This window comes from Janthinobacterium salmonicoloratum, from assembly GCF_051380845.1.
Lineage (GTDB): Bacteria > Pseudomonadota > Gammaproteobacteria > Burkholderiales > Burkholderiaceae_D > Janthinobacterium > Janthinobacterium lividum_F.
In genome coordinates this window covers 20,148-38,912 of the sequence record NZ_JBNYXV010000002.1, presented here as the reverse complement: position 1 = coordinate 38,912, position 18,765 = coordinate 20,148, and the positions used below count along the sequence as shown (strand labels likewise).

Here is an 18,765-nt window from a genome sequence, read left to right as displayed (position 1 = left end):
GTGTGCGGCATGGACTTAATGCGTGGGCGAGGCGCCGCTGGCGCTGCTGCCGGCCTGCCCGGTCATGGACAGATGTTCGGGTGGCATGCCGTCCTTGAACAATTGGCGTAATTGCTGGCGCAGCTCCGGGGTATCGTGGTGCTGATGTACCGAGACTGCGTGTTGCACAGCAATGCCCAACAGCTCTTCCTCGCTGTCGGCCGAGATGGCCACCGAGCAATGCGTGTCGCTTGGGAATTCCCGGCAATCGATGAATTTGCGCGTCATGATCGACTCCTTTCTGGAAAGAGCGGGCACAGCACCCGCTCAATTCAGTATAGGCCGCAAAGCAGACTCGCCTAGGCCGCGCGGCTCTCGCCAGCGGATTCTTCATCAAGAAGGTGCACGGCGCCGCCGTCTTGAGATTGATGCGACGCATCGGCGGGAAAATCGTCAACCTGGATCAAGCCGTCAACCAGGCGCGCATATTCGAGCAAGGTATTGTGCTCCTGGCAACTGACCGAGCCTGCGGCTTTGGCCGTTGCCAGCCACTGCTGCATGGCGGACAGGCTTTGCGGCAGGTGCCGCAGGGCCGCGCCAGCGGGCGTGTCTTTCAGGCGTTTTTCGATGTGCAGTACGTCGGGCAGCAAGACCAGCGCCCGTTCGGCGCAAGCCACGGGATCGCCGCCGTGGCTACCCTCGCTGGCGACATGGCCGTCGGCCAGCAGCCGTTCGCGGTCGGCGCCCGGCGTTTGCAGGGCTAGCGCCACCTGGCTGCCCAGTTCGTCGGAAGGCGGACGATGGGGCAGGCCGAAGGGGAACAGCAAGGTGCGCAGCAGCACGGCCAGCACGCGCGCGGGGAAATTATCGAGGACGCCCGTCAAGCCCTGTTGCGCCTTGACCAGCGCATCTTGCAGCGACCAGTGCACGTAGGGCAGGTCCGCTTCGGGGCGGCTATCGTCCTCGTAGCGTTTCAGCACGGACGAAGCCAGGTACAGCTGCGCCAGCACATCGCCCAGCCGGGCAGACAGCCGTTCGCGGCGCTTGAGCTCGCCACCGAGCACGAACATCGACATATCCGTCATGACGGCGAAGGCCGTCGACAGCCGCGTCAGGGCGCGGTAGTAGGGCGCCAGCGCGGGTGCGCTGGCGTCGGGCACGGCCGCCAGGCGCGCGCCGCCCAGCCCGTACCACAATCCCCTGACCAGGTTGCCCAGCACAAAGCCCACGTGGCCAAAGAAGGCAGAGTCAAAATCCCGCAGGGCTTTGCGGCCGCCGCTTTCGCTGACGGCGGCCATTTCCCTGAGTACATACGGGTGCGCGCGGATGGCGCCCTGGCCGAAGATGATCAGGCTGCGCGTGAGGATGTTGGCGCCTTCGACCGTGATGGCGATGGGGATTTGCTGATAGGCGCTGGCGAGGAAATTGTTGGGCCCCACGCAGATGCCCTTGCCGCCCAGGATATCCATGCCGTCATTGACGAGCGCGCGTCCCCGTTCCGTGACGTGGTATTTGACGATGGCGGAAATGACGGCCGGCTTCTCGCCCAGGTCGACGGCGTGCGCAGCCAGGGTGCGGGCCGCGTCCATCAGGTACAGGTTGGCGCCCATGCGGGCCAGCGCTTCCTGCACCCCCTCAAATTTACCGATAGCCATGTTGAACTGGCGCCGCACGGCCGCATACGCGCCGGTGCCACGCACGGCCATCTTGCCCATGCCGACGCTGGACGAGGGCAGCGAAATGGCGCGCCCGGCCGCCAGGCATTCCATCAGCATGCGCCATCCTTTCCCCACTTGCGCCTGGCCGCCGATGACCCAGTCGATGGGGATGAAGACATCGTTACCAGAGGTCGGGCCGTTCTGGAACGCGGCGTTCAAGGGATGGTGGCGGCGGCCGATCACCACGCCGTCGTGGCTGGCGGGGATCAGGGCGCAAGTGATGCCAGGCGCATCGTTGTCGGAGAGCAAATGTTCGGGGTCGCTGGTCTGGAATGCCAGGCCCAGCAAGGTCGCCACGGGCGCCAGGGTGATGTAGCGCTTGTTCCAGGTGAGGCGGAAACCCAGGGTAGCGCGCCCCTCATGCATGCCCATGCATACGACGCCCAGGTCGGGAATGGCGGCCGCGTCGGAACCCGCATACGGGCTGGTCAGCGCAAAGCAGGGGATCTCCGTACCGGAAGCCAAGCGCGGCAGGTAATAATCTTTTTGTTCCTCGGTGCCGTAGTGCAGCAGCAGTTCGGCCGGTCCCAGGGAATTGGGCACCATCACGGTCACCGCCAGTGCCGAGCAGCGGCTCGACAGCTTCATTACCACCTGCGAGTGCATGTAGGCGGAGAACTGCTTGCCGCCGTATTGTTTCGGGATGATCATGCCGAGGAAACCCTGCGCCTTCATGTAGTCCCAGGCCTGGGGCGGCAAATCGTGCGCCTGCTGCGTTTCCCAGTCGTTGACCAGTTCGCACAGCCGCTCGACGTCATGCTCAAGAAAATGGCGCTCTTCGGCAGTGAGCGAGGCGCGGCCATAAGCGAGCAGCTTGGACCAGTCGGGCCGGCCGGAAAACAGCTCGGCATCCCACCAGGTGGTGCCCGCCTCGAGTGCATCGCGTTCTGTCCCGGACATGGTCGGCAGGATGCGCTTGAACAGGGCCAGCAAGCGTGGGGTAATCAGGGCGCGGCGCACGGGGCCGGGCGCGAACAGTGCAAGCAGGCCCAGCAGGACCACCATCAGTATGATCGTCAGCATGCGATATCTCCCTGTGTAATAAGTACAGGGTAGGCCGATATGGCCGAAGTTACTGTGCGGTACTGCGCATACGCACAACGCCAACCGGATGAGTTGGCGTTGCGGTGTGTGGCGTGAGGCGTATTAGCGTTGTGGAACGACAATCACCGTGTCGCCCGTCTTGCCTTTGGCGCCGTCGTCGCCCTTTGCCCCATCGTTGCCTTGAACACCATCGTTGCCTTGTGCGCCGGTGGCGCCCTTGGCGCCGTCATAGCCGGCAGCACCGCTGTCGCCGGTCTGGCCCGTGGCGCCGGTCGCACCGGTCGCGCCGGCAGGGGCTTCGGCGCCTTTGGCACCCGTAGCGCCGGCAGGACCAGGCGCACCGGCAGGGCCGGGAACGACTTGTACGATAGGTGGCGCTTCGCGCTGGCAAGCGGTCAAGGCGAGGGTAGAGGCGAGCGCGAGCAATATCAGGGTGGTTTTCATGATGCATCCTTTGGCAGTGTGCCGTTATGTACGGAACGGCTCGACGGCGTCGGGCGCGAGTTTCGCATGGCGGTGTGGTGGAGAGAGCTAGCCAGGTGGCCGTTCCGCCGTGTCGCACAGGGCGCTGGCGGCGAGATGGGTATATGGTCTGCTTGCAGCATGTGCTCTTGGACAGCCGCAGTCCGTACGTTTGCCCACACAATGGGGCGGCGGGGTGGAGGTTTTGTGCAAGGACAAACAAAAAAAAGCCAACCCGAAGGTTGGCTGTGAAGTTTTACATCGGGTTGGCGGCTCCCGGATATACCGTCGGGCGCTGCATGGTACGCCTATTTGACGGTGAAACTCTGGCTGTAACCGCCATTCGTACTCGTATAGCCCAATACATCACTGAAAGCTAGAGAGCTAATCTGCCATGCACCCGCTTTGGCACCTGCGGGGATCGTCGCCGTCGCCCTGAAGGTGGCATGCTTCGCGTCGCCGGATGCCAGCACCCATTGGCTCCAGATGCGTGTGCCGCCGATATCGGCGTCGTTGTACCAGGAGGGGGTGGGCAGGTCGTTGAGATTGACCCCGGTCGCATCTGTCACGATGACAGTAGCCGTCACCAGTTGGCTTGCCTGTGAGGCTTCAACGGTGGTGGGGGTGACGGTGATAGCCGAAACGGCGGGACCCGACGTGTCGCTGAGTCCATTACCTTGCACGGTGAAGCTCTTGTCGTAGCCGCCATTCGTACTCGTATAGCCTAATGTGTCACGGAACGCTGTCCAGCCAACCTTCCAGGAGCCTGCTTTGGCTCCTGCGGGGATCGTCACCGTTGAGCTGAAGGTGGCATGCTTCGCATCTCCTGATGCCAGTACCCATTTGCTGTCGATGCGGGTGCCGCCGATATCGGCGATGTTGTACCAATAGGGATTGGGCAGGGCGTTGAGATTGACCCCGGTAGCATCTGTCACGGTGACGGTGACCGTCACCGGTTGACTTGCCTGCGAGACGTCAACGTTCGTGGGATTGACGGTAATGTCCGACACAGAGGGCCCCGAGGTGTCGCTGAGTTCATTGCTCTGTACGGTGAAACTCCGGCTGTAACCGCCATTTGTACTCGTATATCCTAATGTGTCGCGGAACGCTGTCCAGCCAACCAACCAGGAGCCGGCTTTGGCGCCTGCGGGGATCGTCACCGTCGAGCTGAAGGTGGCATGCTTCGCATCTCCTGATGCCAGTACCCATTTGCTGTCGATGCGGGTGCCGCCGATATCGGCGATGTTGTACCAATAGGGATTGGGCAGGGCGTTGAGATTGACCCCGGTGGCATCTGTCACGATGACGGTGGCCGTCACCAGTTGACTTGCCAGGGAGACGTCAACGGTGGTGGGATTGACCGTGATGGCCGAAACAGTGGGACCAGAGGTGTCGACGGCGCTGGCGGTGACAGTGACCGTTGCGTCCGCACTGCTGGTTTTGCCATCGTTGACGATGAGTTTGGCGACATACAATCCGGTGGCGTCGGCGGTAAAGGTGGTCCTGGCCGAACTGGCAGAGGACAAGGTGGCCGTACTGTTCGCCGGTTTTTCCGTCAGCTTCCAGGCAAACGTCAAGACATCGCCATTGGCATCCGAGCTGGCGCTGCCATCGAGTTCGACCACGCTGCCGGACAAGACATTTTGCGCGTAGCCTGCGTTCGCAACCGGCGCCGCATTGGCTACACTGGCCGTAATGCTGACCGCCGCCGCGTTGCTGCTGAGCTTGCCGTCGTTGACGATGACGCTGGCCACATAGGTGCCAGCTACATCCGCCGTAAAAGTGGGTCTGGCGGAGGTCGGCGACGACAAGCTTGCCATGCTGCCTGCCGGTTTGGATTGCAGCGTCCATGCATAGCTGAGCGTACGGCCTGCATCGGCCGAGCTGGCGCTGCCATCGAGCGTGATGACAGTACCCGTGACGACGCTTTGTGCAGGCCCAGCCTGGGCGACAGGGGGGACGGCCGCAATATCGGCGATGACTTGTTTGATGGCGTCTGTATTGCTGATCTTGGCCAGCGCGGTCACGACCTGGGTGAGCTGGGCGGCATTGATTTTCACTCTGAGCGCATCCAGAAGCCGGTCCTGTGCATCGCCGCCAGCCGGGTTGTTTTGTGTCGCGGCTTTCAAGGGTGTGGAAAGGAAATTAGCGAGCGGGCTCGTGTCGACGACACCGTTCAGTACCGTACCCACATCAGCCTGCGCTGCTGTCACTGCCGTGGTCGTGATCTTGCTGTTGGCAATAGCGGCGTCAAACGCGGCAAAGAAGACTGCGGGTTCGTTGCCCAATACCCGCGCCGTCAGCATCTCGGTCAGTGGCGTGATGTTGGCAGTGGCGGCGCTACCGCTTCCCAGCACGAGTGTATGTAATTTTGAGCTATCTACCGGATCGGTGATCTGGAGTAGGCACGGTAGTTTGCCACCGGCGGCGGCAAGGCTGTAGCTGCCATCAGCCTGCGTCGTGGCGTTGCCTGTGCCCGTCTGGCATTTGGCAGTAACCATGGCGCCAGCAATGGCTTTTCCCGTTGCGGCAGTGCCGTTGACTGTTAAATCTGCCGGGGCCACAGGAGCCGGTGACGAGCCGCTACCACCGCCACCGCATGCAACGAGCATGCACGAACCAAGCACAATTGCCAAAGTCTTCATCGAATCTATCCATGTTTAATTTTTCAAGTGATGCCAGGTGGCGTCACGCTCAAACGGCCAAGCTCTTGTCGGAGTCAGTCTGTTAAGGGAAATTATATATCTTTAAGCAATATTTCATGCCTTGAAATTTAAGGCGATGTACTGGAAGGGGCGTAGGGATGTATTTTTTTCAAGCGGCGCGCAGCGCTGCGCGGCTTGCAGCGTGACTGGCGATAGGCTGGGCACGAGCAGCTCAGCAAACAAAAAAGCCAACCCGAAGGTTGGCTTTTTGATCTTTACTACTGAATTCTTGGTGGCCCGGGGCGGAATCGAACCACCGACACAAGGATTTTCAATCCTCTGCTCTACCGACTGAGCTACCAGGCCAAGGCGGCGAATTATAGCAGAAAGACTTTCCACCTGACCAGAGCTAGCTGTGTTCAAATGCAACAGATGGCCAAAACATGGTGTTTTGGCATCCTTGTATGAGCTGAAGGGATGTGGCGATGCGACGACGTTGTGGAGTGCAAGGCTTGGCGGTGGCGGGCTTGTTCAGTTTGTTTTGCGGCACGGCGCGGGCCGACGGGCTGGCCGATCTGAATGCGGCGCTGGCGCGCTTGCAGGGCCAGATGCCAATCAAGGCGCAGGTGGAATCGAAAACCTGGCGCCGCGAGGGCGAGGGCAAGGCGGCGGAAGAGGATAGCGGCCAGGCCACGGTGGCTGTCGACGGCGGGCCGGCGGGTTTGCAGGTGCTCTACGGCAAGGAATTGTTGGCGAAAGTGGAAGCCGAGCAGCGCGCCAAGGTGAAGGATCCGAAGCTCAAGACGCCGATCGGCTTTGCGCTGGGGGAAATGAAGGCGACGGAGTTGCGTTCCATGGTGTCGGCGGCGGATGCCCTGTCGCGCGAGATCGAGGAAGCCGTGTTCAGCGGCGAAAAGGCCGATAGCTACAAGGGCAAGCCGGCGCGCCTGCTCAGCTTTACCTTGTCGCTCGACAAGGTGCCGGAGAAGGACCGCAAGTACGTGAAGAAGTTCGAGGGCGGTATCGACGTGTGGATCGCCGCGGACGGTACGCCGCTGGCCAGCCATTTCCATGTTGACGTGAGCGGGCGCGCCTTTGTCGTTGTCAGCTTTACGCAAAAGACGGATGAGACGCGCCAGTATGGCGTCAGCGGCGATCATTTATTGCTGTTGCGCAAGGAAAGCAAGAGCTCCACCTCGGGCGCAGGCGAGAAGGTGGAAAGCAAGATCATTAAGACCTTGCAGTTGCCATCCTAAATGTTGCTGAACCACGCAAGCCGCTGATCCAGCGGCGTGGTTATCCTTGCCTACATGGCTGAGCTGCCACCCAGGCCGCTCTTTTGCAGCACGCAGCGCCCCGCCTCGCAGGTGGCGCCCGGGTCCGTGACGATGGAGCAGGTCGACATCATGCCGTCCGCCTGCTGTTGTTTGCGGCTCGCCTCGGCTTGCGCCTGGGCCAGTGCCTTGAGTTTCTTGCCGTCATTGCCCTTGCTGGACCAGGCCAGGTAGCGCTCGGGGCCGCCGCAGGCCTTGGCGCCGATGGCGAGGGTCTGGCATTGCTGGGTGGAGTCGCAGGCGGCGGCGCCCACTTCCGCCTGGATCTGTGCCAGCAAGCCGGCATTGCCGGGGGCGGGTGGCGCATCATCTTGCGTGGGGGCGCTGCCGCAGGCGCTGGCGGCCAGCAGCAGGAGGCTGGCGCACGCGGCGCGCAGCAGTGGAAACAGGGTGGGGTAGGTTGGCGTTTGCATGCCTTCATCATGTGCCACGCTTGCGTAAATGGCAAGCGCGATTCGTACTTGGCGAGAACCTTGATCCCGGTCATTTTCCTTATTAACTAGTCAAAGTTAATATAAATCAACATCCAAGCAAGCGATGTACGGGTGGCAACCGGGCTGGCGCGCTGCATTCCCGCGCCGGCGCGCGCCGCCGATTCGGGAATGTTTCCAGGAGTTAGACTATGCGCCGCACCCTCTCACCCTTCCTCTTCATCACCAGCCTCGCTTTCGGCAGTGTGCTGCACGCCGCCGAAAAGGAAGCGATCCAGCCCATCACTGCCGCCAAGGTCGCCAATCCGGCAATGGTCGAGCTGGGCAAAAAACTGTTTTTCGATCCACGCCTGTCGCGCTCGGGTTTTATTTCCTGCAATAGCTGCCATAACCTGAGCATGGGCGGCACCGATAACATCAAGACGTCAATCGGCCACAACTGGCAGCGCGGGCCCATCAATTCGCCCACGGTGCTCAATGCCAGCATGAACGTGGCGCAATTCTGGGATGGCCGCGCCAAGGATTTGCAGGAGCAGGCGGGTGGCCCCATCGCCAATCCCGGCGAGATGGCTTTTACGCACGAGCTGGCCATTGACGTGCTGGCCTCGATTCCCGCCTACCGCGCGGAATTCAGGCAAGTCTTTGGCCAGGATAAGCTGACCATCGAGCAAGTCACGCGCGCCATCGCCGCCTTTGAAGAGGTGCTGGTGACGCCCGGTTCCCGTTTTGACCAATGGCTGGTCGGCAAGAAGAGCGCGTTGACGAAAGACGAGCTGGCCGGCTACCAGTTATTTAAATCGAGCGGCTGTATCGCCTGTCATAACGGCCCCGCCGTGGGCGGCAACACCTTCCAGAAGATGGGCGTGGTGGAGCCGTATAAAACGGCGATGACGGCGGAGGGACGTTCGGCCGTGACGGGCAAGGATGCGGACCGCTTCAACTTCAAGGTGCCGACCCTGCGCAACGTGGAACTGACCTATCCCTATTTCCACGATGGCGAGGCGGCCACCCTGACGCAAGCCGTCGACGTGATGGGCCGTTTGCAGCTGGGCCGCACCTTTACGCCTGACGAAAACGCCAAGCTGGTGGCCTTCCTGAAAACCCTGACGGGCAAGCAGCCGCACATCGTGCTGCCGATCCTGCCGCCATCGTCCGACACGACGCCGCGGCCGGTGCCGTTTGACTGAGTGAGCTGCACATAAAAAATGCCCGCGTGAAAGCGGGCATTCGACGTTTATTTCAGCGTGCGCTGAAATAACTGATAAATGCGGCGGTACTCGTCATACCACGCTTCCGGCTGCACGAAGCCGTGGCGCTCCATCGGATAGCTGGCCATTTCCCAGTTATCCTTTTTCAGCTCGATCAGGCGCTGCGACAGGCGCACGGAATCCTGGTAGAACACGTTGTCGTCGATCATGCCGTGGGCGATCAGCAGGTTGCCCGTCAACTTGTCCGCATATTCGATCGGCGACGAGATTTTGTACGCCTGCGGATCGACGTCCGGCGTGTTCAGGATATTCGCCGTGTACTCGTGGTTGTAGGTGGTCCAGTCCGTCACGGGACGCAACGCGGCGCCGGCCTTGAAGACTTCCGGCGCGCGCATCAGGGCCATCAGGCTCATGAAGCCGCCATAGCTGCCGCCATAGATGCCCACGTTCTTGATATCGCCCTGGTGCTGTTGCGCCAGCCAGTTGGCGCCATCGATGAAATCTTCGAGTTCCCGGTGGCCCATCTGGCGGTAGATGGCCGTGCGCCAGGCGCTGCCGTAGCCGAGCGAGGCGCGGTAGTCGACGTCGAGCACGATGTAGCCGTGCTCCACCAGCAGGTTGTGGAACATCTGTTCGCGGAAATACACGGGGTAGCGCTGCGTCACATTTTGCAGGTAGCCGGCGCCGTGCGCGAACATGACGATCGGGTAGCGCTTACCCGCTTGCAGCTGTTTTGGCCGGTACAGCTTGGCCCAGATGGGCGCCGCGCCATGCGTGGACGGCACTTGCACCAGTTCCGGCATGACCCAGTTGCGCGCCTTGAAGGCGTCGCTGCGCGTATCCGTGAGGATATTCGCCCTGCCGCCGGAGACTGGAATGGTCGCCAGCTGGGCCGGCATATAGCTGGTCGAATAGCGCAGCAGCAGCTTGCCGCCATCAGGCGACAGGCCGAAGTTTTCCACGCCTTTCAGATTCGTCACTTCGCGCGCGCCGCCCTCCCTGGCCGTGCTGGCGCACACTTCATACGTGCCTGGCGCCTGCCGGTTGCATAGGAAATAGGCGTTCTTGCCGTCGCGGCTCCATTCGACGGCGCTCACTTCCCACTGGCCGTTGGTCAAGGCGCGTGCGGGCGCGGCGCCGGTTTTCGTGTACAGGTGGGCGTAGCCGCTTTCCTCGGACAAATACCACAGAGTGGCGTTGTCGGGCAGCCAGCCGAATTCGTCGGCGCGGCGGTTGACCCAGGCCGTGTCGCTGATGCGGTGCACGGGCACGAGGGCCGCGTTGGCCAGGTCGACGTTGGCGATCCAGCGGTCCTTGTTGTCGATGGCGCGCACGCGCACGGCCACATTGGAACCGTCATCGGTCCAGGCGATGCCGTCGCGCTCGGCATCGACGCGCACGGCACGGTTGCCCTTCAACGGCGGCAACTTTTGCTCGGCGCGCAGACTGGCCAGCGGGTCGGTGGCGATGCCGGGCAAGCTGTCGAAAGCGATCTCGCGCACCTGGCCCGTGCGCAGGTCGGCCAGTTTCAGGCTTTGCGCGATAGGCATGTTGCGGCCCACGCGCGTGCGCTCGTCATCCACGTCCGGGTAGCCCGTTTCCGTGACGTAGCGGGCCAGTTTGCCCAGCTTGCCCTTCTCGGCGGCTTTATCTTGCGTGACGAACAGCAGCCAGCGGCCATCCGGCGACAGGGCGCTGCCCGAAATGGTGACCTTGTCGCCCAGGTAGATCGGTTCCGGCGCGCGCGTGCTGTCCAGGCGGCGTTCTTCGTGGCGGCGCTCGCGGGTGGCGTCGCGGTCTTCCTTCTGGCGCGCCAGGTTGACGATCAGGCGCAGTTGCAGGTCGCGCAGGGCGTCCGCTTCCGGCTTGGCGTCCGGGTCCTTGGCCGCGCGCAGCAGGGCGACGGGGGCGCTCAGGCGGTCAACCCGGTTCCAGCTGAACCAGTCAGTGCCGCTGCGGTATTGCACGGCGCCGCCGTCGGCGGAATATTGCGGGTCGCTGATAGCGGAGACGCCGCGCGTGATCTGGATCAAGGCGCCGCTTTTCAGGTCGCGCTCGAATAAGTCGCCGTTGCGCAGCAGGATGGCGCGCGTGCCGGCCCGGTTGACGACCATCTGCTGGCCATCGAGGCTGGCCAGTTGCGCATCGTCGACCTTCTTGCCGCTATTGAGCTTGGCGTTCGCGCCAGGCAATTGATAGGTATCGCGCAGGGGCGAGCCGAGGCGTTTTTGCTTGTAGTACAGCTGGCCATTCCAACCCCACCACGCCGCCTCGACGGGCGTGCCGATCCAGTCGGGATCGGCCATGGCCTGATCCAGGGTGATCGGCGTGGGCGTGGTGGTGGAGGGGGCCGCATGGACGGCGGGCAGCAGAGATAGCAGCAGGAGCGGCAGCAGGGGAAGAACCAGACGCATCGGGGATCACTTTAATCAAAGGGGATGGTGAAGGTACAGGCTATGAGGCCGGTATTCTAGCGGAGGAGTTTCGTGCAGGAAATGTCGGAAAGCTAAGCTTGATGCCGGGCCAGCCAGGCGAGAAAGTCTTCCAGCGGCATCGGCCGCGCATACAGGTAGCCCTGCAAGCCGTCGCAATCGTGGGCGATCAGGAAGTCGGCCTGCTCCTGCGTTTCCACGCCTTCGGCCACGACGCGCAAGCCCAAGTGGCGCGCCATGGCCAGTATCGCTTGCACGATGGCCGTGTCGCGCGCATCGTGCGGCGTGTCATCGATGAAGCGCTTGTCGATCTTCAGTTCGTACAGCGGCATCGAGGTCAGGTAGGCGAGGCTGGAATAGCCGGTGCCGAAATCGTCGATGGAAAAGCGGATGTCCAGGTTCGCCAGTTCCCGCATGCGCGCCAGCGAGGCGTCGCGCTGGTCGATCAGCAAGCCTTCCGTCAGCTCCAGGATCAGGGCGCCGGCCGGCGTGCCGTGTTCGGCCAGCGCCGCCTGCACGCGGGCGGCGAAATCGGGCTGGCGAAACTGGGCAGGACTAATGTTCACCGACAGGGCGATGGGCGATCCAGCCTGCGCCAGCAGCGTAGCGGCGCGGCACGCTTCGCGCAGGGCCCAGTGTCCGAGCCTGACGATCAGCCCCGATTCCTCGGCGATGGGGATGAAGACGCCGGGCCCGATGTGCGTGCCGTCCGCCTGCGGCCAGCGCATCAGCAATTCGGCGCCCGTCACCCGGCCGTGGCGGTCGACCTGCGGCTGCACGTGCATGCATAATTCATGGTCAGCGAGGGCGCGCGCCAGCGCCCGTTCCAGAGTCAGGCGCCGCTCCACGCCCGCCTGCATGGCCGCTTCAAAGAAGGCGATGCCGTTGCGCCCTTCCGCCTTGGCGCGGTACATGGCGATGTCGGCTTCGCGCAGCAGGTCGTGCGCCTGCTGGCCCGCTTTCGGCAGCAGGGTCACGCCGATGCTGGCGCTGCAATGATAGGACTGCCCGTCGATATCGAAGTCGCGCGCGATGGCGGCGCGGATTTTCTCGGCCACATGGGCCGCCGCGCGGGCGGCGCTGTCCAGGTCCTCGGCCAGGTGTGCCAGCAGCACGACGAATTCGTCGCCGCCGATGCGCGCCACCGTGTCAGCCTTGCGCATCAGTTGCGCCAGCCGTTGGCCGGCCAGGCGCAGCAGCGCGTCGCCGGTGGCGTGGCCGCGCGCGTCGTTGATGTGCTTGAAGTGGTCGAGGTCGATGAACATCAGCGCGCTGACTTTATGGTCGCGCGGCGCGGCGGCCAGCAGGTGGCCGAGGCGGTCCATCAGCAGGCGCCGGTTGGGCAAGCCCGTCAGCACGTCGTAGAAGGCCAGGCGGTGGATGTCCGCTTCCGATTGCTTGCGTTCGTCGATCTCGCGCTCGACGGCCACCCAGTGGGTTTGCTTGCCGTCCGCATCCGTGAACGGCACCAGTTCCGCTTCGACCCAGTACGCCTTGCCGGCCTTGTTGTAATTGAGCAGTTCCGCGCGTGCCGGCTGGGCGCGGCCCATGGCGGCGGCGATGCGGGCCAGTTCCTCCGTATCGGTGGCGGGGCCGTGCTGGAACAGCAGGCTGCGGCCCAGCACCTCGGCGCGCGCATAGCCGCTGCTGCGTTCGAAAGCGTCGTTGACGAAGATGATGCGCGTGGCGGATACCGCGCCCGCGTCGGGCAGGGCATCGGCCACTTCGGCGATCATCACCATGTCGTTCAGGCGGGCCAGTGCCGTGGCCGTCAAGCGCAGCTCGGCGTTCAGCTGCGACAGGGCCTGGCTGCTGCGTTCCAGGTGGCGCAGCAGGAAGGCGCAGGACAGGGTCAGCACGGCGGCGATGAACAGGAAGTTCAGGGCCACGATCAGCGCGCGCAGCACGGGAGAATCGGGCGTGCCCGGCATTTGCAGGGCAACGTCGGGATGCAGGCCGAGGAAAAAGATGGTCAGCGAGGTCAGGGCCAGGGTCGACAAGGCTGGCCGCATTCCAAGCAGCAAGGCCGCCAGCACGGGCATGAGCATCATGTAGATCTGGCTGACGGGGCCGATTTTCAGCAACAGGCCCACGCCCACCAGATAGGCGACGATGAGGAATTGCCACACGCGCCAGCGGTAGGGCATGGCGCGCAGATGCCAGATGATGCCGATCCAGCCGATGGCAAGCAAGTCGAGGGCGACGATGGACCAGATGGCTTCGCTCGCGGCCAGCAGCGCGCTGGGAATGGCCGTCACGAAGCCAAGCAGCAGAACCACCTGCAGCAGGCGGCTAAAGACCTGACCGCGCCAGTGCGCGAGATCGTTCGACGCCGCCACGCTGCCGTCCTTTCTCCAGAATCCCGTGTAACCGTACTGAACAGTAGGTTGATTAAATACTACGCGTTATCTTTCACCATGTCATCTTAATCATTAAGCATGATTGCCGGCGTTCAGCGGTCAGCCTTGTCGACGGATTCATTGATCCATTGGTAGGGCATGATCACCTTGCTGGCGACGGGCTTGCCGTCCAGCGTTTCAGGCTGGAAGACGCATTTGGCGAGCGCATCGCGGGCCGCCTGATCGAGGGCGGGATAGCCACTGGAGCGGATGACCGCCGCTTGGCTGACCTTGCCGTCCGCTTCCACCGTGAAGTGCAATGTCACTCTGCCTTGGGCACCGCGCCGTTTCTCGCCCAGGGGCCAGGATGGCGGGGGGCAGCCGGCCGGCATGCTGGCCGGCACGCGGACGGCCGGTGCCGGGACAGGCGCCGGCGTGGCCGTGTGACAGCCCGGCAAGAGGATAGCGAGGCAGGCGGCGGCCAGCAGGCTGCTGGCAGAGGATGGGGACAGGCGGCAGGGCAAGTGGGACTCCATTTTTGGAACAAAAAAAAGCCAGCCTTTCGGCTGGCGCTGTGGGTGAAACGCTATCCGGCGCTTATTTCTTTGGCGCGCTCAAGCATTCTTTCATGAATGCCTTGCGGGCGTCGCCCTTCATGTCCTTGGCGTCCACATTGCACGCCTTCATCTTGTTTTGCTGCGTCATGGCCGGTGCTGGCTTGGCGCTCAGGCATTCTTTCATGAAGGTTTTGCGCTCATCGCCTTTCTTGCCGGCGGCGTCCGCATTGCAGGTGGTCATTTTTGACTGTTGCGCCGTTTTGGCGACGGGGGCCGCTTCCGGTGCGGCGGCAAAGGCGGTGCTGGCAAACGCGGCGGCGATGCAAAGGGCGATTAATTGTTTCATGGCAAATCCTTGTAGACGCAGTCAGTGGAAGGGGGCATGCAACCGGCAGCGAAGCCGATATGCAGAACGTAACTAACTATATGACATTTATCAACAAAATTTCCACTCGAGTGTGTCTTTTTGTTACTGTCAGGCGCCAGCCGCTCGCCAGCTGGCCCGGGCAGCCATGTTGCGGCGGCAGCGCCCCTGTTTTTTGCTATGCTAGCGTCTTTCCACCGGCCGATGCCGCTGCCTTGGCCGGCGCACCCTCAATACGGAGTAGTTATGGTCTCGTTGCAAGAGCAGTTTTTAAAGGCCGGCCTGGTCGACAAGAAGAAGGTCAAGCTGGCCAACCAGGACAAGAGCAAGCAAAAAAAGGACGAGCGCAAGAGCGGCACGCAAAGTGTCGATGAGGTTCGCCTGGCCGCGCTCGAGACCCAGCGCAAGAACGCGGAGCGCGCGCGTGAACTGAACGCCCAGCGCGATGCGGCCGCCAACCAGAAGGCCATCGTGGCGCAGATTGCGCAAATGGTGCAAAAGAACCGCCAGAGCAAGGGCAGCAACGGCGACGTGCCGTACAACTTCACGTTCAACAGCAAGATCGAGCGCATCTACGTGACGGCCGCCGTGCAAGCCCACCTGGTGGCGGGCCGTCTGGTGATCGTCTGCCTGGGCGGGGCCGTGGAACTGGTGCCGCGCATCATCGCCGACAAGATCGCCGAACGCGATCCCGCCATCGTCGTGCGCGTGAAGCAGGCCAGCACGGAAGTGGATGAGGATGATCCGTATGCAGCGTTCCAGATTCCCGATGATTTGATGTGGTAAGAGGGTAACCGCCCGGCGCCGCTGAGAGTAAGCGCGGGCCGGGATGGTATCGGCAGCAGGTAAAGTTATCTACTGATAAAAAGTTACTGTCATTCCGGCTGTGCAGCCTGTGTTTGAGCATTTACTTCTTGTTTTACCTCAGGTCGGCCAAAGGCTTCTGGTACCCGTCCAAAAACTTCACCAGTGATTCCAGAATAGAAAACAATTCCTAAAATATTTCCAGTCAGGTACTTGCTTTGCATGGACATTTCTTTTGGGTCATCTCTTGTCGGTTTTGCGTAAAAGTAATCATAGATGAGATAAGGAGACGCAATCTTCATCACGATCAACGCTTTTAATGCTGGAAGCTCCTTGGCTGCGTTAGCATTTTCCAGGGTGAATTGCGCGACAGGGGAAGGATTTGTGTAAGCTTTCTCCCGTCTGGCATTTAAAAATGGAATCTTGTTTACTGCGACACCAAGTCGTACCGACATTGTTTTTTCAACGACGACGGTTGCGCCATAAGCATTGCTGGCCTCATAAGTGTCTTTTGCGATTACTTTAAAGTCTAAGTCGAACTGATCCAGGTCCGTATATTGGCGCTTGTTTGTATCGTAGTCAGGGGCGCCAATGCCATTCATGGATAGCTTATTTGGCAGCGCAAACAAGCGTACTTCCCCCGTGTCCGCATTGAAGTCATATGCCAGTCCCTCCTTATACTTCCCGCCTTTTTTAACCGGTAGAGCAAGCGCAAAGTAATCATTCAGGGTTGACTCGCCAATTACTTTTTCGTTCAGGCTGGCTATTTTTCTTGCATTGAAATCGGCTGTTGACTCAAACTCCCCCTTACTGGCCCCTGTGATTTTTTGCACGGCTGCCACGATTTCACTGACAGGAAAACCCTCGTATGCGGGATCGATGCGACCGTTTTCGATCATGCTCATTGAAAAGCTGACCGGTTTTTTTTGTTCTTGTTTGACTGGCGGCAATGACGCGACAGGAGTCTTTCTTACTTGTTTTGCCGTGCTAGCGACTGTTTGTATTTTATTGACAGCTGGCTTGGTTTGGGCTGCGCAGATACTGGCAAGTGAGGCTGTGAAGGCCAGTACGAACCATTTTTTCATTCTCGTTATCCTTTGATCGTATAAATAGGAGTTCTCCGCACGAGGTGGCTCGCCGTTGATTTTTATGTAATTTTAACATGTTTCATATGGGAAAACTTTCCTGTGGTCGGGCTGCCTCCGACCTGCGTGATGCGACTGGACGGGTAAGTTGGAGCGATGTGCTGCACCGGATGCAAGAGCGTTTGGGGATTGCGGAGGGGGCGACGACGACGTGCGGGAAATGAGGAGTATGACTATACGGCCCACAAACAAAAACGCCACCCGAAGGTGGCGTTTTTGAATGTGAAACGAATTCTTGGTGGCCCGGGGCGGAATCGAACCACCGACACAAGGATTTTCAATCCTCTGCTCTACCGACTGAGCTACCAGGCCAAGGTGGCGAATTATAGCAGACCAAAACGCGAATGCAAGAGCCGGCTGCGATTTTTCCTGTATTTCCCGAATTGACATTGTATTACTTGCTCGTGGATCAAATATGATTTGATATAAACGGTATTTTTCTCAACAAAGGATGGGCGCATAGTGTGGTCATCGTTACTGACTCGAGAGGACTACCGCATGAACGCCACCACCAATCACACCGCCATCCCCGCCATCGGCCTGGGCACTTTCCGCCTGCAGGGGCAGGTCGTCATCGATTCCGTCACCACGGGCCTGGACGTCGGCTACCGCCATATCGATACGGCGCAAATCTATGGCAATGAAGCCGAAGTGGGCCAGGCGATTGCCGCCAGCGCCGTCCCGCGCGACGATCTGTTCGTCACCACCAAGATATGGATCGACAATCTGCAGCGCGACAAGCTGATTCCCAGCCTGAAAGACAGCCTGCACAAGCTGCAGCTGGAGCAGCTGGACCTGACCCTGATCCACTGGCCGTCGCCGCAGGACGCGATTCCCGTCGCCGACTACATGGCGGCGCTGGCGGACGCCAAGGCGCAGGGGCTGACCAAGGCTATCGGCGTGTCGAATTTCACGAATGCGCAGCTGCGGCAAGCCATCGATACGGTGGGCGTAACAGAAATCGCCACTCAGCAGGTCGAGATCCACCCCTTCCTGCAAAACCGCAAGGTGATTGATTTTGCGCGCAGCCAGGGCATCCATATCACGGCCTACATGCCGCTCGCTTATGGGAAGGTGGTCGCGGACCCAGTGATCGCCGCCATTGCCGCCAAACACGGCGTGACGCCGGCGCAAGTGGCCTTGAGCTGGTCGCTGCAGCAGGGCTTTGCCGTGATCCCGTCGTCGACGAAGCGCGCCAACCTGGAAGCGAACCTGCATTTCCAGCGCATCACCCTGTCGCCGGACGAGATGGCGCAGATGGCGACCCTGGAGCGGGGCGAACGCCTGGCCAACCCGGACGGCCTGGCGCCGCAGTGGGACTGATATGGGCGCCATGACGAAGCTGGGGCAGGGTGGTTTCAGTATTGGCCTGGAACTGCCGCTCGACAATGACTGGTCATCCCTGGGGCGCCAGGCGAATGCGGCGTCCGGCCGCGTGCCGGGCGAACCGGACCTGAAACAGCATGCGGTACTGGCAAAGCTGGCCGACCGCCTGGGTTTCCGCGCGCTGTGGCTGCGCGACGTGCCCCTGTACGACCCGTCATTCGGCGATGCGGCGCAGGTATTCGAGGTGTTTACTTACCTCGGCTACCTGGCCGGCATCACCGAGAACATCCTGCTGGGCACGGCCGCCGTGGTGCTGCCGCTGCGCGAACCCGTATTGACCTTGAAGGCGGCGGCCAGCGTCGACCAGCTGAGCGGCGGGCGCCTGCTATTGGGCGTGGCCAGCGGCGACCGGCCCGTCGAATATCCCGTGTTTGGCCGCGACTTCGACCAGCGCGGCGCCGCCTTCCGCGAGCAGATCGCCATGCTGCGTGACTGGGGCGAGATGCGCCTGCCACCCGGCATCCGTCTGCTGCCCAAGCCGGCCGCGCCCCTGCCGCTGCTGGTGGCGGGGCTGGCGCAGCAGTCGCCCGCCTGGATCGGCGCGCAGATGGATGGCTGGCTTGCCTATCCGGGCACGCCGGACGACCATGCGCGGCGTGCGGCGCAATGGCGCGCCGTGGCCGGTGGCGACAAGCCGTATGTCAGCTTCATCCACCTGGACCTGGATGCAGATCCGAACTTGCCGCTGCAGCGTTTCCGCTTCGGCGGGCGCACGGGGCGCGATGGCCTGATCGCGGAATTGCAGGCGATGCGCGCGGCCGGCGTGCAGCACATCGGCTTGCAACTGCGGCAGAACCGCCGCCCGCTGGACGAGACGCTGCAGGAGATCGCGGACCACGTGTTGCCCGTATTTCATGGCGCCGCTTGACCTGAGGCACGCGTTCTGTACTTCCGGACTATCTGAAAAGGGTGGGGCA

At 61.8% G+C, this 18,765-nt stretch carries 15 protein-coding genes and 2 tRNA genes; 5 read left to right on the top strand and 12 right to left on the bottom strand.

The features are described from left to right. Positions 1 to 15: 15 nt before the first annotated feature. The 5 genes from ACQ4WY_RS13330 to ACQ4WY_RS13310 form a co-directional block, all read right to left on the bottom strand. The gene (locus tag ACQ4WY_RS13330; RefSeq protein ID WP_436504498.1) at positions 16 to 267 is read right to left on the bottom strand and encodes a DUF1059 domain-containing protein; all 252 of its coding nucleotides are present in this window, start codon (positions 265 to 267) and stop codon (positions 16 to 18) included. Between the two features lie 71 nt (positions 268 to 338). Continuing rightward, positions 339 to 2,720, bottom strand: coding sequence for an acyl-CoA dehydrogenase (locus ACQ4WY_RS13325; RefSeq protein ID WP_436504497.1), 2,382 nt, complete (start codon positions 2,718 to 2,720; stop codon positions 339 to 341). 123 nt (positions 2,721 to 2,843) lie between these two features. Further along, the gene (locus ACQ4WY_RS13320) at positions 2,844 to 3,185 is read right to left on the bottom strand and encodes a collagen-like protein (RefSeq protein WP_436504495.1); all 342 of its coding nucleotides are present in this window, start codon (positions 3,183 to 3,185) and stop codon (positions 2,844 to 2,846) included. Positions 3,186 to 3,511: 326 nt separating this feature from the next. Beyond that, on the bottom strand, positions 3,512 to 5,848 hold the full coding sequence (locus tag ACQ4WY_RS13315; RefSeq protein WP_436504494.1) for a PKD domain-containing protein: 2,337 nt from the start codon (positions 5,846 to 5,848) through the stop codon (positions 3,512 to 3,514). Positions 5,849 to 6,138: 290 nt separating this feature from the next. Then, positions 6,139 to 6,214 (bottom strand) — tRNA-Phe (locus ACQ4WY_RS13310). A gap of 119 nt (positions 6,215 to 6,333) precedes the next feature. Between ACQ4WY_RS13310 and ACQ4WY_RS13305 the strand changes: the two genes are divergently transcribed. Further along, positions 6,334 to 7,104 carry a hypothetical protein gene (locus tag ACQ4WY_RS13305; RefSeq protein ID WP_436504493.1) on the top strand — a complete coding sequence of 257 codons (771 nt, stop codon included), beginning with the start codon at positions 6,334 to 6,336 and terminating at the stop codon, positions 7,102 to 7,104. A gap of 50 nt (positions 7,105 to 7,154) precedes the next feature. Here ACQ4WY_RS13305 and ACQ4WY_RS13300 read toward each other — a convergent pair whose 3' ends face one another. Further along, positions 7,155 to 7,595: a hypothetical protein gene (locus tag ACQ4WY_RS13300; RefSeq protein ID WP_436504492.1), complete on the bottom strand. Its 441-nt coding sequence runs from the start codon at positions 7,593 to 7,595 to the stop codon at positions 7,155 to 7,157. A gap of 209 nt (positions 7,596 to 7,804) precedes the next feature. On the opposite strand from ACQ4WY_RS13300, the gene ACQ4WY_RS13295 reads away from it, so the two are divergent. After that, positions 7,805 to 8,800: a cytochrome-c peroxidase gene (locus tag ACQ4WY_RS13295; RefSeq protein ID WP_436504491.1), complete on the top strand. Its 996-nt coding sequence runs from the start codon at positions 7,805 to 7,807 to the stop codon at positions 8,798 to 8,800. A 47-nt stretch (positions 8,801 to 8,847) separates the two neighbouring features. Here the strand turns inward: ACQ4WY_RS13295 and ACQ4WY_RS13290 are convergent, their stop codons facing one another. From ACQ4WY_RS13290 to ACQ4WY_RS13275, 4 genes are all read right to left on the bottom strand, one after another. Continuing rightward, on the bottom strand, positions 8,848 to 11,235 hold the full coding sequence (locus ACQ4WY_RS13290) for a S9 family peptidase (protein WP_436504490.1): 2,388 nt from the start codon (positions 11,233 to 11,235) through the stop codon (positions 8,848 to 8,850). A gap of 92 nt (positions 11,236 to 11,327) precedes the next feature. After that, the gene (locus tag ACQ4WY_RS13285) at positions 11,328 to 13,592 is read right to left on the bottom strand and encodes a putative bifunctional diguanylate cyclase/phosphodiesterase (protein WP_436504488.1); all 2,265 of its coding nucleotides are present in this window, start codon (positions 13,590 to 13,592) and stop codon (positions 11,328 to 11,330) included. A 113-nt stretch (positions 13,593 to 13,705) separates the two neighbouring features. Then, the gene (locus tag ACQ4WY_RS13280) at positions 13,706 to 14,116 is read right to left on the bottom strand and encodes an energy transducer TonB (protein ID WP_436504486.1); all 411 of its coding nucleotides are present in this window, start codon (positions 14,114 to 14,116) and stop codon (positions 13,706 to 13,708) included. A 73-nt stretch (positions 14,117 to 14,189) separates the two neighbouring features. After that, positions 14,190 to 14,495, bottom strand: coding sequence for a PsiF family protein (locus tag ACQ4WY_RS13275; protein ID WP_046682222.1), 306 nt, complete (start codon positions 14,493 to 14,495; stop codon positions 14,190 to 14,192). A 264-nt stretch (positions 14,496 to 14,759) separates the two neighbouring features. Here ACQ4WY_RS13275 and ACQ4WY_RS13270 point away from each other — a divergent pair, with 264 nt between their 5' ends. Further along, positions 14,760 to 15,299: a DUF2058 domain-containing protein gene (locus ACQ4WY_RS13270; RefSeq protein WP_436504485.1), complete on the top strand. Its 540-nt coding sequence runs from the start codon at positions 14,760 to 14,762 to the stop codon at positions 15,297 to 15,299. A gap of 89 nt (positions 15,300 to 15,388) precedes the next feature. On the opposite strand, the gene ACQ4WY_RS13265 is transcribed toward ACQ4WY_RS13270, so the two are convergent. Both ACQ4WY_RS13265 and ACQ4WY_RS13260 read right to left on the bottom strand, forming a co-directional pair. Next, complete coding sequence (locus ACQ4WY_RS13265; protein WP_436504484.1) at positions 15,389 to 16,402, bottom strand: hypothetical protein; 1,014 nt, start codon at positions 16,400 to 16,402, stop codon at positions 15,389 to 15,391. Positions 16,403 to 16,698: 296 nt separating this feature from the next. Beyond that, positions 16,699 to 16,774: transfer RNA gene (locus ACQ4WY_RS13260), tRNA-Phe, on the bottom strand. Positions 16,775 to 16,960: 186 nt separating this feature from the next. On the opposite strand from ACQ4WY_RS13260, the gene dkgB reads away from it, so the two are divergent. After that, positions 16,961 to 17,785 carry a 2,5-didehydrogluconate reductase DkgB gene (gene dkgB, locus ACQ4WY_RS13255; RefSeq protein ID WP_436504483.1) on the top strand — a complete coding sequence of 275 codons (825 nt, stop codon included), beginning with the start codon at positions 16,961 to 16,963 and terminating at the stop codon, positions 17,783 to 17,785. Between the two features lies 1 nt (position 17,786). After that, on the top strand, positions 17,787 to 18,716 hold the full coding sequence (locus ACQ4WY_RS13250) for an LLM class oxidoreductase (protein WP_436504482.1): 930 nt from the start codon (positions 17,787 to 17,789) through the stop codon (positions 18,714 to 18,716). The last annotated feature ends 49 nt before the right edge of the window (positions 18,717 to 18,765 follow it).

Coding starts and splice junctions, on each gene's coding strand:
- ACQ4WY_RS13330 (WP_436504498.1), bottom strand. CDS start 267: ATGACGCGCAAATTCATCGATTGCCGGGAATTCCCAAGCGACACGCAT.
- ACQ4WY_RS13325 (WP_436504497.1), bottom strand. CDS start 2,720: ATGCTGACGATCATACTGATGGTGGTCCTGCTGGGCCTGCTTGCACTG.
- ACQ4WY_RS13320 (WP_436504495.1), bottom strand. CDS start 3,185: ATGAAAACCACCCTGATATTGCTCGCGCTCGCCTCTACCCTCGCCTTG.
- ACQ4WY_RS13315 (WP_436504494.1), bottom strand. CDS start 5,848: ATGAAGACTTTGGCAATTGTGCTTGGTTCGTGCATGCTCGTTGCATGC.
- ACQ4WY_RS13305 (WP_436504493.1), top strand. CDS start 6,334: ATGCGACGACGTTGTGGAGTGCAAGGCTTGGCGGTGGCGGGCTTGTTC.
- ACQ4WY_RS13300 (WP_436504492.1), bottom strand. CDS start 7,595: ATGCAAACGCCAACCTACCCCACCCTGTTTCCACTGCTGCGCGCCGCG.
- ACQ4WY_RS13295 (WP_436504491.1), top strand. CDS start 7,805: ATGCGCCGCACCCTCTCACCCTTCCTCTTCATCACCAGCCTCGCTTTC.
- ACQ4WY_RS13290 (WP_436504490.1), bottom strand. CDS start 11,235: ATGCGTCTGGTTCTTCCCCTGCTGCCGCTCCTGCTGCTATCTCTGCTG.
- ACQ4WY_RS13275 (WP_046682222.1), bottom strand. CDS start 14,495: ATGAAACAATTAATCGCCCTTTGCATCGCCGCCGCGTTTGCCAGCACC.
- ACQ4WY_RS13270 (WP_436504485.1), top strand. CDS start 14,760: ATGGTCTCGTTGCAAGAGCAGTTTTTAAAGGCCGGCCTGGTCGACAAG.
- ACQ4WY_RS13265 (WP_436504484.1), bottom strand. CDS start 16,402: ATGAAAAAATGGTTCGTACTGGCCTTCACAGCCTCACTTGCCAGTATC.
- dkgB (WP_436504483.1), top strand. CDS start 16,961: ATGAACGCCACCACCAATCACACCGCCATCCCCGCCATCGGCCTGGGC.
- ACQ4WY_RS13250 (WP_436504482.1), top strand. CDS start 17,787: ATGGGCGCCATGACGAAGCTGGGGCAGGGTGGTTTCAGTATTGGCCTG.